Here is an 18,272-nt window from a genome sequence, read left to right as displayed (position 1 = left end):
TCGCATTTCAAGTACGACTTGTTACAATTTTTAACAAAAATCGGTAGCCCAAGTGCGATCGCAGTTACGCGGAAACCGGGTTTCTTAGGAAAAATACATCATTTCAGGAATGAGTCGGAAAGCAGAAACCCGATTTCTTTGATGTAGTCGCAAGGCTGGGGCTAAAAAGTTTGGCTCAACAAATCGTCGCTGCTGACCCCGTAACTGCGCTGAGCTCGATCAAGGGCATCTCTCGTCGAAGTATCAAAAACTCCGCTGATCGAGCCTGTGTAAAAGCCGAGGTCTTGCAGCCGCCTTTGTAATTGCTGAATGCTCGTCGATCGAGAGTTGAAACTGCTGCTAATTGGAACAGCAGGAACAGCTACCCGCCCAGCTAATCCATTTTGGATCGCAGCCCAAGTCGCCGGAGTGGCAATACCCGTCGCCGGTGACAAATTGCGTTCCTGCTGAAACGACAGCACGGCAAACTCGGTTTCGGCTCCAAATACTCCGTTCACCGGGCCGGGGTTTTTGCCCAGACTTCTGAGCGCAGACTGAAGTTGTCGGACAGCAGGCCCAGTATCGCCCCGTCGCAAACCAGCGGCAATTTGCGGCACAGGCGCGGAGGCCTGCCTGTTGCCTTGCCGCAAAGCCGATCGAGTGCTGCGATCGACTCTTCCAGTCCCGAACATCCCGCTATCTCTCTGAAAGCGGATCAAAGCTGCTTGAGTTGGTCGATCGAACCAACCGTGAATCTGGCTCCTGTAATAACCCAATTCTTGCAGCCGCCGCTGGACAAATTCTACTTCTCGGCCTCTGTCGCCCAACTCCAGAAAATCTCCGGCATTACTCTGTTGATAATCTTCCTCAGTCCATGAGGTAATTTGAGCTTGCCTCATCTGGGCATCTATAGCAGTCAAAGTAGCAGTGTCAGCGCAGCCGTCAGAAACGAGATTGTAATCTTGCTGAAAACGAGTCACAGCGTAGAGAGTGCGTTCCCGAAACTTGCCGTCAACGCCGCCTTCAAAATAGCCCAAAGCTTTTAATTGCCGCTGGATCAAGTCTACCGTCGCCCCTCTGTCCCCGAACCGCAGCCCCTTGCAACCGCCATTTCCCGAAATATCCCCCGGAAGCGTAACGGGGGGAAGAGGCCGGGTGGAACCAAACAGCAAAGCTAAAGTTTGCCTATCGGCAATTCCAGTCACCCGCAGTCGATTAATTCGCTGGAAGTATCTAACGGCATTTTGAGTAACTTCGCGAAAACTCCCTGTGGGATGGGCGCTGAAGTAGCCTAGCTGCTTCAACCTGCGCTGGAGTGCCGAAACACCTGCACCCGCGTCTCCAAAACGCAGCTCCCGATAATTTGTATAAATAGTATTAAAAGGTCGATCGTCATCCCTGGCAAAACTGTTGAGTGCGATCACAGTAGCTCGATCGGGCCTACCAGTCAGCGACAGTTGATAGTCTCGCTGAAAGTTAGTCAGCGCCTGTTTTGTTACCGGGCCGAGTTGACCTGTCGATGATCTGGGAAAATAACCGAGTTCCCGCAACCTGTCTTGAATCGCTCGCACATTGGGATATCCCGGATCTATTTGAGCAAAAGCCGCACCTGCTGCACTCAAAACCGACAGCATCAAAGCCAGAGACAGCAAACGGACGTAACTCTGACTCGATAGATTTTGCCAATTGGGCCGATCAAAAATTTTCGACTCTGGGGGTGCTTCGCAAACAAGAGCAAGTTCGAGGTAAGCAAGAGATTCCATAATTTTTTAGTGTGAAATTGTGGGTGGATTGTGTGAGCAAACTGCCAAAAATTATTTTTAGCACGCTTGGCTTGGATTCTATCAACGCTAAGTTCTACTGGGAAAGCGCGAAGCACCCGTTTTTATAAAAAATTTACAGTCAAAAATAATTACAGGTAACAACCAAGATAGCATCGCTGCTTCTAGAGACGCGAGACTCAACAAAAAAGTTTGCAGGCATAGTCTTAGCCTTTAAGCCCGAAAGACAATAAGTTCTGGGGTAGTGGTGGCTAATATTTTATCTGGCTGCTGCAGAAATTACCACAAGAGTTGCGCGCAGGCTGTCATCACCTTAATTTGTTGTCGGGTAAAGAGTTTGAAACCGCAGGTTTTTTGTTAAGAAACGCGGCTTCTTGATGTGGCGAGTGCGTCTAGGAAAGTACCGCTGATTAACCCAAAAACTAGCCACTAAAAATCCCCACTTTTGCTAGTTGCAAATAGGGCGGGGATTTTTTGATAAGCTCACATCTTGCATCATTCTTAAGAACAGGCAAGATGCCTGTTCCACAAAGAGTGAATTTTCTTGTGGAATAGGCTTCTTGCCTGTTCATAAAAAGCTTATTGAGAATGGTGTAACATCTCGTAAGTTGACTGTGTATTAAAAAATCGACGCTCGCTTAAATTAAGCCGAACCGATCGCAAATTACAGCTACTCCCGCTGCAAAAACAGTAATTGCGATGGCTACCAGCGGGTTTTGCCCTCTGCTCACGGCAAAAGAGGTAACGACCCCAGCTCCCAAAGCCGCAGTAACAGCAGCAGTCGCCAAATCTCGATCGGGACGTTTGTCGTACATATTTTTTATTGTTGGTAGCTGAATAGCTGAAAACTTACATCTTGTAATCCAAGCTACCACTCTTACCTGTTCAGCGGTGACAACAGCCTGGGTTTTGCAACTAACCTTAAAATTTTGCTAATTTTCTTAACATACTCTCCTGAATTACATAAGTTAGGTTTATGTATTATTGAGTTTTTCTGTTGACTTTTAGCTATTGAAACCTTTTGTCTGCTGGGCTTTTATGTCAAATTCAGGATGTTGCAGGGGCGATCGCACCCGCAGTCTCAGCGCATCAAACTGCAATCTCAAATATCGAAAATAAATTTAACTTGACTTTTTGTGATAAATGTGTATCTCGCTATTGGCAACAATACACAGGAAAAAACCCGGCGTTGGTGAACAATTTTCACACTGCGATTGGTTCGCTGCCCTCACAATGAGATGAGTATATTTGTTATCTAATTCCTATTCGCCCTCAATTCTTTCAGTATTGCCACCTTTGACCCAACCTTCGCGATTGCCATCCTCAATGCGAATTCGCTGCCACTCTTTGTCGGGCGACTCTTCCAAAACTACGACTCTTTCCTTGTAAGCAACACCGCCAATGCGGTTCGAGTCTCGGCTACCAGTATCGCGGAGAATTAAGCCGATCGGCTGAGTCACCATCGCGCGGTAAGCTCCCGGTTCCAGCGGTTTGGGAGACGGGGCATCGCTAGATGTAGAAACAGGGCTAGCCTGGGCTGTTGACTTCGGCGCCGCGCCCGCAACCTGAGCTGGTGTTTTGTCGTTGGAAAAAACAGGTTTTTCGGGGATAGTAGTTAGCTTAGCGGCAAAGTAAAGTGCAGCAGCCACGCTAGCACCTGCCATCAGGACGATCGCGAGCAGAAAACCCACTAAAAATTTGAAAACGCTATATACAGTGTTCATAAAACCGCAAATGAAGGAAGTTCGGCAACGGATGTAACGGATGTAACGGATGTCAGGCAGAAGGCAGGAGGCAGAAGGCAGAAGGCAGAAGGCAGAAGGCAGAGGGGAGAGGGAAGAAGGTTGACTGTTGAGTGTTGAATGCTGAATGTTGAGTAAAATTTGACAACTGGCTACTGACAACTGACTACTGACTTCAAAAGGTTAACCCTGAATCCGGCGGCTCAGACTGCCGTATCTAGAAGCAAGGCGAGCTTTCCCAGCAGCAGCCCAATCTTGGAGAAACTGGATTTGTTCTTGAGCCGTTCTGGCTAAGGGCACCATCTGACTAGCTGATTCTAAAATATCATCAGTGGTAAAGTCTCGATTTTGGCTAAACCCAATGTGCATTGCTTCAATCAAAGTTTGCTCGATTTCGGCCCCTGAAAAATCGGGAGTTTCGTAAGCCAAGCGCTCTACATCGTAATTTTTGATGCTGTGCGATCGCAACCGCAACAAATGTACCTCAAAAATCGCCCGCCGTTCCTCCTGGCTGGGCAAACCCACAAAAAATATTTCGTCAAACCTGCCTTTTCTCAGCATTTCTGGCGGCAAAGACTGGATGTTGTTGGCTGTTGCGACTACAAACACCGGCGAAGTTTTTTCTGCCAACCAAGTAATAAATGTCCCGAACACCCGGCTGGTTGTCCCGGAATCCCCTTTACCGTCCAATCCCGCAAAAGCTTTGTCAATCTCGTCAATCCACAGCACGCAGGGGGCCAAAGCTTCCGCTAGCTGAATCATTTGCCTGGTGCGGGATTCCGATTCTCCGACTAATCCGGCAAACAAGCGCCCGACATCCAACCGCAGCAAAGGCAAATGCCAGTGGTGGGCGATCGCCTTTGCTGTTAAGGATTTTCCGGTTCCTTGAATTCCGACTAACAACAAACCTCTGGGATGCGGCAAACCGTATTGGCGGGCTCGATCGGAAAAAGCACCACCGCGCCGCAGCAGCCATTCTTTGAGATTGTCCAAACCGCCGATATCGGAGATATTTTCGCGGGCTGGGTAAAAATCCAGAATTTGAGTTTGACGAATTGTTTGGCGCTTTTCTTCTAAAATCAGTTCCGCGTCGTCGGGGTGGAGTTCGCCTCTGGTGGCGATCGCCTTGGCCAAAACTCGACGGATTCGTTCGATCGACAGCCCTTGACAGCAGCGTACTATTTCGTCCAGCAAACGCCCTTCAATGGCTTGTCCGGTAGCCCCTAATAGCCTTTCTACCTCAATTTTGATTTCCGCCGCCGCAGGCAGGGGAAACTCCAAAACAGTCATCACTTCGCTGAGGTCTTCGGGGATCGAAACTATAGGAGATATGATGACAATATTTTTGGGTACTGATTTGAGGAGTCTCGCCAAATTCCGCAGCTTGCGGGAAATCGAGACATCTTCCAAAAACCGCTGAAAGTCGCGCAGAATAAAAATTGCCGGCGCGGTGGCGGGTAATTTTTCTAGAAATTCCAAAGCTTGCAGCGGGTTGCGCTTGCCAAAACCTGTATCGTTGGGATTGCCTTGGTAGCCGTCCACAAAATCCCAGATGTAGACGGCGCGAGAACCTTGTTTTTTGGCACTTTGGGCGATCGCCGCTTCTACGCGCTCTTCTTCCCGTGTGGGAATGTAAATTAGGGGGTAGCGCGATCGCAGGAGTAGTTCAAACTCGTCGCTAAAAATAGTCATTAGTCAGTTGTCAGTGGTTAGTTGTTAGTTGTCAGTGGTTATTTCTTATTTCTTATTTCTTATTTCTTATTAGCTAATGCCAACTGCCCACTGCCAACTGCCCACTGCCAACTGACTAAGGCAATTGCCGTTTAAGTGCTTCCAGAGACGCCCAGCGACTGTCTGAGACTGTTTCGGTGCTTTCTGTATTGGCATCATCAGTTAAAGAAATTCCCGGACATTCAATATCGCATATCTGTTTGTGCGGCAGTTCCAAACACATTTGCTCGTACACCCAATCGCCCGGATAGAAATAGCCACCTGGGGACAAATTTTCCACCAAATCTTCTAAAGCTACTTCTATTTCTGCTGAACTGGAATCTGTTTGATTTGCTGTTTCTTCGAGCCAGATTAGTTCCGATGAGTTGAGTGCCAAACGATGATTGTATTGTTTCAAGCATCTGTGGCAGGTGAGAGTAACTATTGTTTCTGCTTTCGCCTTCACCTCAAGATAATTCCCTTGGTGAGTCACTTGCAGTCGTCCTCGCACCGGAGTAAGAGTTTCTAAATCGGGGATAAATTCTTCAAAATCAATGACCTCTTTCCGCTCACTTTTTGTGAGGAGATGAGGGATATAAATTGTCTCCATAATCTTTTGCCTTCCTACTTCTTGAATTCAAAGGTCAAAAGGAATAGTTAATTTTTAACTTCTTCCTTCTTCCTTCTTCCTTCTTCCTGATTTAGCGTCAGCGCAGCCGCACTACCAAACGCCGATCGGGTTCTTGTCCTTGACTGTAAGTTTCTATATCCTCACATTCGCTCAAAAAGCTGTGGACTTGACGGCGTTCTGCCGAAGACAGCGATTTTATTTCCACTTCAACTCCCGTCGAGCGGGCTTGATCTGCTGCGTACTCTGCCATCGATCGCAATTCCTCTTGGCGGCGGATGCGATAGCCATTTAGTTCAACTGTATAAGGAATTGACTCCTCTACTTCCTGACCTATATTCTGAACCGTGTTACAGAGGTACTGAATGGCATCTATTACATTACCGTTTGGCCCGACTAAGATTGCAACTTGTTCTGGAGTCAGATTGCTTTCATCTATTGTCATCCAATAGCAATCTTTTTGTTGTTCGCATACCACTTTTGAAGGAATTGCGGACAGTTGTAGCAATTCTTCTAACCATGCCTGTCCGCGCTGCATTTGAGAGTCTTTCATTGTTGTTAAAATCAAGCCTTTTTCTTAGAACGCTTGGGCTCAAAGGGAAGTGCATCTAATCCTTGTTCTTTTTGGGTTTTCGCCTCTGCTTCGTCCACTATTTTTTGGAGGTTTTCGGGCAGCGGTTCTCGCGACAAAATAAACGATTGAACTGTTTGGAAGATGTTAGCAATCAGCATATACATCAACACGCCGGCGGGCAGCGGGAAGAACAAAAACATCCCTGAAAATATGACTGGCGTCAGTTTGTTAACTGTAGCCTGTTGGGGGTTGTCGTTTGGCCCTTGTGCTTGTCCTGAAAGGGTTTGGTTGATGTACAAACTGATGCCGAAGCCCAGGATCATCACCAAAATATCCCAGTGGAGTGTACCGTCTGAGTCGATCGCGCCAACGCGGCCTAGAGCTTCAATAAACAAGAATCCTTTGTTACTAGCCAATCCGGGGATTGTGCCTTGAACTGTGGCTTCACCGGGCGCTAATGCCGTGATGTTGCCCTGTTCATCTACCTTTACCACTTCTTCGCCTTTGATGACTTTCCAGCCGGGTTCAAAGTCGATTTCGCTTTTATTTTCTGTCGCTAAAACTTTAAGAGGTTTGCCCTCTGGGGTTTGAAAATTTATCTTGGTTGTGTCGCCGACTGCGAGTTTGTCGCCGCCTGGAATTACCCCCACAACAGGAGCATGAAAAGTACCTGTGACGTAAATATTTTGTGGCGGTGTAGCAAAAGCTTGCGGTTGAACAGTTTCGATTTGTTCTTTCGGCAAAACTTGAACGTTAACGCTGTAATTTATGTCAGAAAACGGCGAACCCCTGAGCGTTGCAAACAGTGCAAACAGCACTGGCATTTGCAGCACCAAGGGGAAGCATCCTGCTAGAGGATTGCCAAATTCTTTGTATACTTTGCTCATTTCCTCCTGCTGTTTGGCAGGATTGTCTTTATAGAGTTTTTGAATTTGATCTACTCGCTCTTTCATCAACGGCTGCGCTACTTTCATGCGCCGCATATTGCGAAGAGAGCCTGCATTGAGAGGATAAAGAGCAAAGCGAATCACGAGCGTCAGAGCTACGATCGCTAAACCGTAGCTTGGCACGATCCCGTAGAAAAAATCTAGGATCGGAAGCATGAGGTTGTTGGAGAGAAACGAGATACCGAAATCCATTCGCTTTGAGTTAATTTAGGTGCTCTATGTTTGCTGTTGAGAACTATTTTTACCCGCTGAAGGCGAGCCGCCTCAATTTTTAGGGTTTTGTCTCTATCTTAGGACATTGCCCGTCGATCGACCGCCCGGTCTGCGGGTTTGTTTTAATGAGTTTGCCAATACTCGCACTGAATTGGGCCTCTAATCAGGGTGAAAGCGGTTCGGTTATTTAGCTTGGGCCGCGTTTGCTTTTTGAGCGGCTGCGGGCAGTTTTTCGTTAATGTAGTCATACATTGCTCGAAATTTCGGCATAGCTCTGAGTTCCAAGCGGCTGCCATTTTTCATGGTGAGCACCATGTCTCCGTAAGTCCCGAAACCGCGAGGTACTGTGACGATTTTGACTATATCTGAGTAGATAACGTCTGTCTGTTCGCCCCCCATCCAACCGCTAGTTACGGACACTCGGCGGCTCGTGATCCGATACCGCAGCCACAGAGCCCGGACAATTGCTCCTACCGCTAGGGGGATTCCCACCACAGTCAGCCCCAGGAGTAAATTGAGGATCAAGTCTCCGGGCGCGGGGCCGCCTTCATAATATACTTCCTCTCGAATTCCCATCTAGTACCTCGGCTTCTACCAACAACTGCTCTAATTCTTGCAGAATTTCTGCATAATTGCACTCTTGTGCGATCGGACGCACGACAATTACTAAATCCCACCCGAATTTTAATCGGGGCAATAGCTGTCGCAAAGCTGCCCGAATCTGACGCTTAATCCGATTGCGGACTACAGCGCGTTTGCTGACTTTCAGGCTGATGGAAATGCCTGTGCGAGTTGGCTGCAAGGATTTTTCGGCTGTCGGTTTCGCAAAGTCGGCGCTTTTTGGTTTACGCAGAGCTCTTAAGCTGAAATGGGCCGAGTTACGGCGCATTCCCTTGCGGTATACGGCGCTGAAGTCTTTTCGGTGCTTAAGTCGGTTTGTATCGGGCAACATGGCGTAGGGCGATCGTTGAGGCCTCTCAACCTTGATGCAGTGCTAGACTGCGAGGCGGTGGCGACCTTTGCTGCGGCGAGCTTTGATTACCAATCGACCGGTTGCGGTACGCATTCTGGCGCGAAAACCGGATGTTCTTTTTCTTTTGCGGCTGGTTCCGTGCAGGGTTTGCTGTGTCATTTTGATTTCTCCCGGCTTGTTACTTTACTTTTGATTAATATTCACAATCTTCTAGTATACCATAGAAGGGTTTTCTTGGCAATTATATTTTTCACGGTTGAGATGTAATCAGAGTAAGAGTGCAGTTGCGATCGCAGCCTTGAATGATTGGTAAAGGCTAAAATCCCGCAGGCTTTAAGTGCGGTGGCCTTCTGAACCGCTGACATCTATTGAAAGCCTTGCGAAAAGAATTAATTGGATGTTTGAAAAACAATGGGTTAAAATGCCAAATATAACCAACCAGAAAAAACAGATGAATGCCACAGTATTAACCCCTACTCCGAATCCTTTAACCCAATTAACTTATCAAGTTCTAATTGAAAAGCACGATGAAGACCTCTACAGCGCAATAGTTTGGGAATTGCCAGAGTGCAGAAGCTCAGGATCTACTAAAGAAGAAGCTTTAAAATTTTTGCACCGATTGTTGATCGAGCGTCTAAAAAAAGTCGAAATAGTCTCTCTGACAGTAGACATTCCCCAAGCGGAAAATCCTTTAATGAAGTGGGCAGGAGCCTTTAAAAACGATCCGCACTTTGATGAGATGTTAGAAGATATTGCAGAACTGCGCCGCGACAGGAATGCACAAATGGCAGAATATTACGATCGACTCGATGAGGCAGAAGCCACCAATAAAATAGAGGTGTAGGAAACAGCTAAGTGACTTTGTGGATATTTGATACAGACCATGCCACACTTTTTGGGCAGGGGAATCCACAAATAGTGCAGCGTGTCAGGGCAGTTAATCCAAAAGATATTGCCATTACGATCGTTACATTTGAAGAGCAAATGTATGGACGACTTAACCGTATCAGACGAGCGACATCAGGGGAGGAAATAATATCAGCTTATGCAAGTCTGCGAAAAACCATCAACTATCTGACCGAATTTGAATTGCTTGACTTCGATCGAGATGCTGAAAATTATTATAGGGAATTTTTGCGGCAAAACATCCGCGTTGGCACGCAAGATTTACGGATTGCCGCGATCGCACTTGCAAAAAGCGGTATTCTACTTACCCGGAATCGTCGAGATTTTGAAAGAATCCCTGGATTGAGGTTTGAAGACTGGTCAGTGCAATGATTGGAATGTGCGATCGAGCATGATGTAGTTGTTGAAAAAAGTTCGATCGGCCGCCAGCGCAAAAGAGAGAAAATAGAACAACAGCACGACACCGATAGCACGGATACACGGATGATATTGCAAGGGCGATCGATCGCCCTTAACCGAAAACATCAGATCGCCGCAGCTAAGGCGCAGTCAGCGCGATCGTCCGGGTGACTAAATGTTCGCCAAACCTATTTACAATTCTTAAGTGTTTCTAAAATAAGAAGAGTAAAGTTACGATCGCACGTTATCCTACTCCCAGGAAATCAGCACACCAAGTTAGAGGATACCGACGATAATTTGTTCTATTCCTATAAGTTAGTCTCTCAAGGAGTGATGAATGTGATGTGCGAAGAGCAAAGAAAAAAATTGCATCAAATCCTTCAGCAATTAAGCGAAGCCAGATCCGAGGTGTTGGAAGCCTACGAAACAACAATGATGAGTGATGCCAAATGGGCAGTGTCTAGCCTGCGTGATGATTTAAAAAAAGATCAGTCGATCGATCCGTCTATAAAGAGCCAGCTCATGCCTTATTTTGAAGCAGCTTGGTCAGCTATTGTTAGTCCTGCATCAACGGATAGACGAGCCGGAAGCTGTGGTGACAAGCTGGCTGAAGCAGAGTCCTGCATAAGAGAAATACTGAGTAGACTCTGAAGGGGATGATTTAAAATTGGAGCAGGCGAGTGCCGGAAGTCCATCCTGCGGAATCTGTTTACATTTCTTAATTATTAGTAAAATAAGAAGAGTAAAGTTACGATCGCACATCGCACGTTATGCCACTCCAAGGAAATCAACGCACCAAATTAGATGACACCGACGACAATTTGTTCTACTCCTATCCTCGGTTTGTAACGCACGTAGACGATGGATTCATTCAGCAACTAACCGATTTGTATCGGGAACGGCTGAAACCGAATACTCGGGTTTTTGATATGATGAGCAGTTGGGTTTCTCACTTGCCCGACGAGATGCAATTTGCCCATGTTGAAGGGCACGGCATGAATGAAGAAGAGTTGGCAAAGAATCGCAGGCTGAATCATTATTTTGTGCAGAATTTGAACGCAAATCCCAAATTGCCACTGCCGGATTCAGAGTTCGACGCTGTTGTCAACTGCGTTTCGGTACAGTATTTGCAGCACCCAGATGCGGTTTTTGCCGAGATTCACCGGATTTTGAAGCCAGGGGGCGTAGCAATTATCAGTTTTTCCAACCGGATGTTTTATCAAAAGGCGATCGCGGCTTGGCGGGAAGGTTCCGAGGGCGATCGGGTAGAATTAGTCAAGGGTTACTTTGATTCTGTCAAAGGAGCCAACATACCCGGATTTAGCAAGCCGGAAGTAATTGTTCGCAAGCCTAACTTGCCGAGTTTTATGCAAATGCTGCGAATACCAAGCGGCGATCCATTTTATGCGGTAGTTGCTTACCGCCAAAGTTAGGATTTTGGGTCAGTAAGGACTTTAGGACTTTAGGTGGAGATTGAAAACACTAAAGTCCTTACTACAAACCCATCGAAAGCTACGCTCTTTAGGTTAGAATATATTTAATATTTGTTCCTAAAATATGGAAAACAAACTTTTGCAACGCATCACACTCGATCCAAATATCTGTCACGGAAAACCATGTATTCGCCGTTTCCGATATCCAGTATAGTTAATTATTGAATTACTTAGTTCGGGTATGAATGCTAAAGAAATTATAGATGACTAGGACGATTTAGAACATGAGGATATTCTAGCTGCTTTGCTATTTGCCGCGCGACGGAATCAAGTGAAAAGCATATACTGAGTATTGTAGTTCATCAGTAATCATAAAGTAGGGTAAAACCTTGATATGAAACCATACCAGCAAATAGCGATCGATGAATGCGGCGAACCTTTAGTCCCGATTCCACAAGAACATTTTGCCTTTGAAATTCCGCACCCCTATCAAAAGTTGGGTGCACCGTATCACAACAGCAAAGCAGATTCCCCTTACTACTTGCGGCAAGGAGTTGTAGATAGTTTAATCGCCGCTCAAACCCAGCTACAGCAAAATCATCAAAATTGGAAAATTCTGATATTTGACGCTTATCGGCCGGTGGAAGTGCAGCAATTTATGGTAGATTATACTTTTAATCAAATTGCCATAGCTCAAGGCTGCGATTTTCCGGTTTCCGAAGACAAACGCCAAGTGATTATAGAACACGTATATCAATTTTGGGCAGTGCCGAGCCTCGATCACGCAACGCCTCCTCCTCACAGTACAGGTGCTGCTTTAGATATAACTTTAGTAGATGAAAATAATCGGCGAATTGATATGGGTTCTCCGATTGATGAAATATCAGAACGTTCTTATCCCGATTATTTTGGTAATAGCAAGGAGTCGCAAAAACAGGAATATCACCGCCGCAGGCAAATCTTAAAAAATGCGATGATAGCTGCGGGTTTTCAGCAACATCCTAACGAATGGTGGCATTTTTGTCTGGGCGATCAGATGTGGGCTTGGTTGACAAATCAAAACAATAGTGGTATTCAATTGATTGCTCGATATGGCCGCTATTAAAAGGGTAGGCAATTAAATCGGGAGTGGCGCAGTCGCAACCTTAAGAACGGGGTTTTTTGACAAAAAAACTCAGCTTTTAACTGCTTCCTGTGGCAATAAAGCTAGTTTCTGACACTCTATGCGTCCCGGACTATAAAAGTACGATCAAAATAAATCATTGGTGTCAAAATACACGGCAACTATTGCCAGCGGGGTAGCGGTAGTTTAAAATCAACGAGAGCGAACAAGTGCAGGCAATAGTTGCCAGCACCGCAAACCCTAAAGGATAACTTAGAGTTCACCCAATGAAAGCACTCATCCTCTCTGGCGGCAAAGGAACACGCTTGCGTCCCCTCACCTATACGGGTGCTAAGCAGTTGGTTCCTGTAGCAAATAAGCCGATACTGTGGTACGGAATTGAAGGAATTGTGGCGGCTGGGATTACGGATATTGGGATTATTATTAGTCCCGAAACCGGAGAAGAGGTGAAGACGAAAACAGGAGATGGATCTCGCTTCGGGGCAAAAATTACTTATATTTTGCAAGAAAAGCCGGCGGGACTCGCTCACGCGGTAAAAGTTGCCAGACCTTTTTTGGGCGATTCTCCGTTTATTATGTATTTGGGAGATAACTTAATTGAAAATCAGCTAGATCCGTTTTTAGAGATTTTTAACAAGCAAAAACTAGACGCTCTGATTTTGCTGCGTCCAGTTCCCAATCCCTCTGCTTTCGGTGTGGCAAAAGTTGATGAGAAAGGAAGAGTTTTGGAGTTAGTAGAAAAACCACAAGTCCCGCCATCGAATTTAGCACTGGTGGGGATTTACTTTTTTGCTCCTACTATTCACGAGGCGATCGATCAAATTCAACCTTCGCCCCGGGGCGAACTCGAAATTACCGATGCCATTCAACAGCTCATCAATCAGGAAAAACACGTAGAAGCCTGCAATTTAGAAGGTTGGTGGCTGGATACGGGGAAAAAAGACGATTTGCTGAGTGCAAACCAAATCATTTTAGATAGCCGTATCGTAGCTTCAACTGAATTAAAAGTAGACACCAAAAGTCAAATTATCGGGCGAGTGCAAATAGGAGAAGGAACGGAAATCATTAATTCTACAGTTCGCGGGCCAGTGGTAATTGGGGAAAATTGCCGCATTGAAAATTGCTTTATCGGGCCTTACAGCAGTATTGCCGATCGCGTGACGATGATTGATGCTGATATCGAACACAGTGTAATATTGCAAGGGGCGAAAATACTTGGCATTCACCAACGAATTGTTGACAGCGTGATCGGGCAGCGAGCTCAACTAACCACTGCGCCTGCTCGTCCAAAAGCTCTGCGGTTTATGATTGGTGATGACAGTCAAATTGAGTTAGCTTAAATTGAGATATTGCCAATATCGGAAGCAATAATCCTGATTTAACAAGAGATGAATTTTATTGTGGGTGGGCATCCTAGCCCGCCCTGGAACAGGCATCTTGCCTGTTCCCCAATTGATTACAATTATTCACACAGTAAAGAGGCCTGTTCACAATTAGTTACAATGATTGAAACAGCAAAGATGCCTGTTCCATAATAAGTCATAGTAAGTTATCTAAAGGAGAGGAAAGTTTGGAGTACGAAGAAATACCAACTCAACAGATAATACATAAATTGCGACAAACTTTGGAGCCGCGAATTGGTATTGCTGAGCCGCCCCTGTTGGGAACAGAAAATAGTGCGATTCCCTTCGGGATAGCTTCGCTTCACGCCCAAAATGAAGATGATGAAGATATCGCTCTTTTAAAGGCAGGTTTCGACATTTATAATATCCCCATTACCTCTTACCAAAGGCGACTCGGTTCCGCAGTCATCGTCGTTAGGAAAATAGTCCGAAAATTGCTCAGACCGGTACTCGAACGACAAGTAATTTACAATTTTGCTAATACGCGGGTCGTGCATACATTAAGCACACAATTGCAAAAATTGCAAGAAAATCAACAAACTCTCTTTGAAAAAATTGAATCGGAATTCAGCAGCGAATATCCCGAAGTTACAGCACAGCTTGAGACTCAACAAAGAGCGATCGCAACTTTTCAGTCTGAAATAGAGCAAATTAAAGCAGTGCAGCAGCAACATACTGCTATTTTAGAGAAGATTACCGCTCAATTGCTCGATCGACAAAAATAAAGCATCAAAGATGACCCAAAATAATTTGGTCACAAGGCCCCAGATTTATTCGCGAGAGCAATGCTTCAATGCTTCAATGCTTCAATCAAAAATCGAAAATTATTCAATTCCTCAATCTAAAATCCTAAATCCTTCAAATTTTCAATGATTCAATCCCAAATCGAAAGTTCTTCAATCCTTCAATCCTTCAATTCCTCAATCTAAAATCTAAAATCTAAAATCTAAAATCGAATGACTGCACTGCCCATATGCTCGTTAATTATAGTCAACTATAACGGTCTGCGCCACACGAAAGATTGCTTAAAATCTCTACAAAAACTTGCGTATCCCGAATCACAACTCGATTTAATTGTAATTGATAATTGTTCTCAAGACGATTCCGTTAATTTCCTGGGCGAACTATTTCCCAAAGTTCGGATTTTTGTCAATACTGCCAACAACTTTGCTAAAGCCCTCAACCTCGGCATCAGCGAAGCAAAAGGGCAATATATCGGCTTTCTAAATAACGATGCTACCCTTGACAGTCGCTGGTTAGAGATTCTTGTAAAACGGCTAGAAACTAATAAAGAAGTAGGTGCGACTAGCGGCAAATTGTTGTTTAAAGACGGGCGAATTAACAGCGCTGGTATTCAGCAATTACCTAACTTTTATTGGCAAGATGTCGGCTTTGGCGAAAAAGATTCGGGACAGTACGATATAGAACGGGAAGTCGAAGGGCTTTGTTGGGCGGCGGTGCTTTTCCGCAGGAAATGTCTGGAAGATGTGGGGCCGATAGATGAAGATTTTGTGATGTATTTTGAGGATGTAGAGTTTGCGAAACGCTGCCACAAACGCGGTTGGAAAATGCTTTATACTCCCGCCGCTATCGCCCATCACGAGTATCGGGGTTCGAGTAAAGGTAGCAAACTTACCGAGTATTTCTGCAACCGCAATCGGTTTTTGTATTTGGCAAAACATGAACCGTTGCAATTAGTCAAAGGAATTCATACTTCTGATTTTTTTACTAACAAGCAGTACGATTTGCTGTTCGAGAGTTTATTTGTCGCGATTAAAAAACTTCTAGATTATCAGAAACCAGAAATCATCGAAACTGTATTGCCGCAGTTGTCGGAAAAGTTGGCGGTGATTTACAGTCGCCTGAAGATCGATCGCATTTTATCTCGATTGCAGGTGGTTCGGGGCGATCGCAAAATGTCGATCGCCATTTACGATCACGGACTGCATTTTATCGGCGGCGGTCAAAAATACGTCGCTACCCTCGCCTCACTGCTACAAAATGAATTTGACATTACTTTTATCGCCAACAAACCAGTTGCTGTTTCCGACTTAGAATCGTGGTACGGACTCAACCTTTCAGGATGCAAAATTAAAATTATGCCCTTGGCGTTTTACGAGAAACGCGGAATGCAGTGCATCGATTCCAGCATCATCGTGGAGGATATGGAAAATCCCTTTGATGAAATTGCTAGAGAAAGCAAAAACTACGATATTTTCATCAACGCGAACCAACTGGAAAAAGTTAAACCACTGTCGCCGATCTCAGTATTTTTCTGCCACTTTCCCAATACCTTCCGCAACCGTCACTTTGCTGTCGATGATTACACTTTCATTATTGCCAACAGTCAATTTACCCTCAAGTGGTTGGAAAAACGCTGGAACCTACAGCCAACTTTTCTGCTTTATCCGCCCGTGGAAATGGCAACAGTTAAAGTGCCGAAAGAAAAAATAATTTTGGCTGTGGGACAGTTTGAAGCTGGGGGAACAAAAAAGCAAATTGAACTAATTAAAGCTTTCCGCTGTTTGCTAGCCGATTATCCCAAAGAACTTGAAGGATGGCGACTAATCTTAGTTGGCAGCAGCATTCCGAAAAATCCTTATTTAAAGACGGTTCAGAATTTATTGAAGCAAGATTCAAGGGCGATCGATCTCAAAGTCAATGTTGACTTTGATGAGGTAAAATCACTTTATGCTAGAGCAAGTATATTTTGGCACGGCTGCGGTTTGGGTGAAGTCAATCCTCAAAGATTTGAGCATTTCGGGATGGCGACTGTGGAAGCAATGCACAACTATTGTGCTCCGATTGTTTTCAACGGTGGCGGCCAACCGGAAATTGTCGAACATGGGCGATCGGGCTTTGTGTTCAATACCGTTGAGGAACTGTGCCAGCATTCACATCAACTAATTGTTAATCCTGATTTGCTAGCAGAACTTCAAGCTGGTGCACAGCAACGTAGTCAGAACTTTAGACTTGCACATTTTGAGAAAAAAGTCAATAGTTTTTTTGATATTCTTCACCAAGAGTATGCTACAATTCGGCTGCCAAATCCTGCCGATATAGCTCAAATGCTCGATCGAACTTAAAGGCTAATTAAATAGTCCACCAGGGGTTAAAACCCCTGGCTCAAAGCTAAAGTCCTCTAAAGAGGACTAATATCAAAGTCGATTTTATTAGCGTTTTCTTTAGTCCGCGTAGGCGGACTTTGTATGTGTAGTCGCGACTTCCAGTCGCCAGATATCTTTCCCTAAAATCATGTCTAATTCACTGTTAATCAATTTATCCTTCTTAAGTCCTGAACCAACGGGAATTGGAACTTACGCCGCTAATCTTTTCCCGCAACTGCAACAACTAGAACCCACATTACTCGTTTCCCAGCAAATTAACGATTATACTTGCCACCAAATTCCCGAAACTCTGACACCGAATCGCGGCCCAAAAGGACAAATTGACAGGCTGCTGTGGACTCAATTTGAGTTACCTAAAATTTACAAAAAATTGCAGTCAAGCCTGATATTTTCCCCAATTCCCGAAGCACCTTTGTATTCCGGCTGCAGCTACATCGTCACAGTTCACGATTTAATTCCTTTGCGATTTCCCCAACGGTTTTCTCGATTAACAGCTTATTTTCGCTACTACATACCGCAGGTTTTGAGGCAAGCAGAACACATTATTTGCGATTCTCAAGCAACGGCGGCAGATGTTGCTAACTTTTTCCAAATTCCGCCTAAAAAGATGACCGCAATTCCCCTAGCTTGCGATAATATTAATTTTAGATATCTCGACTTGCCAGCCAAAAATTATTTTCTTTATACCGGCAGACACGATCCTTACAAAAACTTGGAAAGATTAATTGCTGCATTTGCGAGTTTGCCCGATCGCACAAACTACGAATTGTGGCTAGCAGGGCCTCCCAATGCCTACACGCCGCAGTTGACAGCACAAGTTGAAGAATTAGGTTTACAATCTTTGGTAAAATTTCTCGGTTACGTTTCCTATTCTCAATTGCCCGTACTGATGAATCAGGCGATCGCCCTAGTTTTCCCTACACTTTGGGAAGGATTCGGCTTACCAATTTTAGAAGCAATGGCTTGCGGCACACCCGTCATCACATCCAACCTGTCATCTATGCCAGAAGTAGCCGGAGATGCCGCATTATTAGTCAATCCTTACAGCGTCGGAGAAATAGCCGAAGCCATGCAAACACTAGCCACAGATTCAAAAGTGCGATCGAACTTAAAAACTGCTAGTTTAGCCAGATCATCTCAATTTAGCTGGCACAAAACCGGAAAAGCAACCGCCCACATCTTACAACAATACCTTTAAACCTTCCCTCTCTTCCTTTCTCCTCTCTGCGTCCTCTGCGCCCTCTGCGGTTAAACTCACATCTTGCACCATTGTCAGCAACAGGCAAGATGCCTGTTCCACAAAAGATAAATTTTCTTGTGGAACAGGCATCTT

22 protein-coding genes are annotated in these 18,272 nt (G+C 45.2%); 11 read left to right on the top strand and 11 right to left on the bottom strand.

The features are described from left to right. Positions 1–161: 161 nt before the first annotated feature. The 10 genes from QUB26_RS01420 to rpmH all read right to left on the bottom strand — a co-directional run bounded on the left by QUB26_RS01420 (position 162) and on the right by rpmH (position 8,706). Positions 162–1,742, bottom strand: a complete 1,581-nt coding sequence (locus QUB26_RS01420) for a peptidoglycan-binding protein (protein ID WP_333316251.1) — start codon at positions 1,740–1,742, stop codon at positions 162–164. A 656-nt stretch (positions 1,743–2,398) separates the two neighbouring features. Further along, positions 2,399–2,575, bottom strand: coding sequence for a hypothetical protein (locus QUB26_RS01415; protein ID WP_006632312.1), 177 nt, complete (start codon positions 2,573–2,575; stop codon positions 2,399–2,401). 447 nt (positions 2,576–3,022) lie between these two features. Next, positions 3,023–3,484, bottom strand: a complete 462-nt coding sequence (locus QUB26_RS01410; protein ID WP_333057961.1) for an SH3 domain-containing protein — start codon at positions 3,482–3,484, stop codon at positions 3,023–3,025. Between the two features lie 201 nt (positions 3,485–3,685). After that, on the bottom strand, positions 3,686–5,194 hold the full coding sequence (locus QUB26_RS01405; RefSeq protein WP_333240896.1) for an AAA family ATPase: 1,509 nt from the start codon (positions 5,192–5,194) through the stop codon (positions 3,686–3,688). A 115-nt stretch (positions 5,195–5,309) separates the two neighbouring features. After that, a complete protein-coding gene (locus QUB26_RS01400; RefSeq protein WP_333316248.1) occupies positions 5,310–5,822 on the bottom strand; it encodes a YceD family protein in 513 nt (170 codons plus the stop codon). Between the two features lie 97 nt (positions 5,823–5,919). Next, positions 5,920–6,393, bottom strand: coding sequence for a R3H domain-containing nucleic acid-binding protein (locus tag QUB26_RS01395; RefSeq protein WP_333039170.1), 474 nt, complete (start codon positions 6,391–6,393; stop codon positions 5,920–5,922). 11 nt (positions 6,394–6,404) lie between these two features. Continuing rightward, positions 6,405–7,553 (bottom strand): membrane protein insertase YidC, encoded by a 1,149-nt coding sequence (yidC, locus tag QUB26_RS01390; RefSeq protein ID WP_333316246.1) that lies wholly within the window; start codon positions 7,551–7,553, stop codon positions 6,405–6,407. Between the two features lie 204 nt (positions 7,554–7,757). Beyond that, positions 7,758–8,150, bottom strand: a complete 393-nt coding sequence (locus QUB26_RS01385) for a PH domain-containing protein (RefSeq protein ID WP_333057957.1) — start codon at positions 8,148–8,150, stop codon at positions 7,758–7,760. After that, on the bottom strand, positions 8,122–8,526 hold the full coding sequence (rnpA, locus tag QUB26_RS01380) for a ribonuclease P protein component (RefSeq protein ID WP_333313693.1): 405 nt from the start codon (positions 8,524–8,526) through the stop codon (positions 8,122–8,124). The genes QUB26_RS01385 and rnpA overlap by 29 nt, the downstream gene beginning before the upstream one ends. A 42-nt stretch (positions 8,527–8,568) precedes the next feature. Further along, entirely contained in the window at positions 8,569–8,706 is a 138-nt protein-coding gene (rpmH, locus tag QUB26_RS01375; RefSeq protein ID WP_006632320.1) for a 50S ribosomal protein L34, read from the bottom strand. Positions 8,707–8,944: 238 nt separating this feature from the next. Here rpmH and QUB26_RS01370 point away from each other — a divergent pair, with 238 nt between their 5' ends. The 11 genes from QUB26_RS01370 (at position 8,945) to QUB26_RS01325 (ending at position 18,137) form a co-directional block, all read left to right on the top strand. Then, entirely contained in the window at positions 8,945–9,391 is a 447-nt protein-coding gene (locus tag QUB26_RS01370) for a type II toxin-antitoxin system HicB family antitoxin (RefSeq protein ID WP_333316244.1), read from the top strand. Between the two features lie 11 nt (positions 9,392–9,402). Beyond that, a complete protein-coding gene (locus QUB26_RS01365) occupies positions 9,403–9,825 on the top strand; it encodes a type II toxin-antitoxin system VapC family toxin (protein ID WP_333316242.1) in 423 nt (140 codons plus the stop codon). Then, positions 9,826–10,023, top strand: a complete 198-nt coding sequence (locus tag QUB26_RS01360; RefSeq protein WP_333316240.1) for a hypothetical protein — start codon at positions 9,826–9,828, stop codon at positions 10,021–10,023. It abuts the gene before it with no gap. 168 nt (positions 10,024–10,191) lie between these two features. Further along, positions 10,192–10,503 carry a hypothetical protein gene (locus QUB26_RS01355; protein ID WP_333316237.1) on the top strand — a complete coding sequence of 104 codons (312 nt, stop codon included), beginning with the start codon at positions 10,192–10,194 and terminating at the stop codon, positions 10,501–10,503. 119 nt (positions 10,504–10,622) lie between these two features. After that, positions 10,623–11,285: a class I SAM-dependent methyltransferase gene (locus QUB26_RS01350; protein WP_333316235.1), complete on the top strand. Its 663-nt coding sequence runs from the start codon at positions 10,623–10,625 to the stop codon at positions 11,283–11,285. Positions 11,286–11,409: 124 nt separating this feature from the next. After that, complete coding sequence (locus QUB26_RS31930; RefSeq protein WP_445299580.1) at positions 11,410–11,499, top strand: DUF433 domain-containing protein; 90 nt, start codon at positions 11,410–11,412, stop codon at positions 11,497–11,499. 180 nt (positions 11,500–11,679) lie between these two features. Continuing rightward, a complete protein-coding gene (locus tag QUB26_RS01345) occupies positions 11,680–12,390 on the top strand; it encodes a M15 family metallopeptidase (RefSeq protein ID WP_333316233.1) in 711 nt (236 codons plus the stop codon). A 284-nt stretch (positions 12,391–12,674) separates the two neighbouring features. Further along, positions 12,675–13,748, top strand: coding sequence for a glucose-1-phosphate thymidylyltransferase (locus QUB26_RS01340; RefSeq protein ID WP_333316230.1), 1,074 nt, complete (start codon positions 12,675–12,677; stop codon positions 13,746–13,748). Between the two features lie 230 nt (positions 13,749–13,978). Continuing rightward, the gene (locus QUB26_RS01335) at positions 13,979–14,536 is read left to right on the top strand and encodes a hypothetical protein (RefSeq protein WP_333316228.1); all 558 of its coding nucleotides are present in this window, start codon (positions 13,979–13,981) and stop codon (positions 14,534–14,536) included. Between the two features lie 231 nt (positions 14,537–14,767). Beyond that, on the top strand, positions 14,768–16,897 hold the full coding sequence (locus QUB26_RS01330) for a glycosyltransferase (protein ID WP_333316226.1): 2,130 nt from the start codon (positions 14,768–14,770) through the stop codon (positions 16,895–16,897). 169 nt (positions 16,898–17,066) lie between these two features. Next, entirely contained in the window at positions 17,067–18,137 is a 1,071-nt protein-coding gene (locus tag QUB26_RS01325) for a glycosyltransferase family 1 protein (protein WP_333316224.1), read from the top strand. Here QUB26_RS01325 and QUB26_RS01320 read toward each other — a convergent pair. After that, a complete protein-coding gene (locus tag QUB26_RS01320; protein ID WP_333240937.1) occupies positions 18,120–18,269 on the bottom strand; it encodes a hypothetical protein in 150 nt (49 codons plus the stop codon). The genes QUB26_RS01325 and QUB26_RS01320 overlap by 18 nt on opposite strands. Between the last annotated feature and the right edge of the window lie 3 nt (positions 18,270–18,272).

It is taken from the genome of Microcoleus sp. B4-C1 (assembly GCF_036705285.1).
Taxonomy (GTDB): domain Bacteria; phylum Cyanobacteriota; class Cyanobacteriia; order Cyanobacteriales; family Microcoleaceae; genus Microcoleus.
This window is presented reverse-complemented; position numbering and strand designations above follow the sequence as displayed.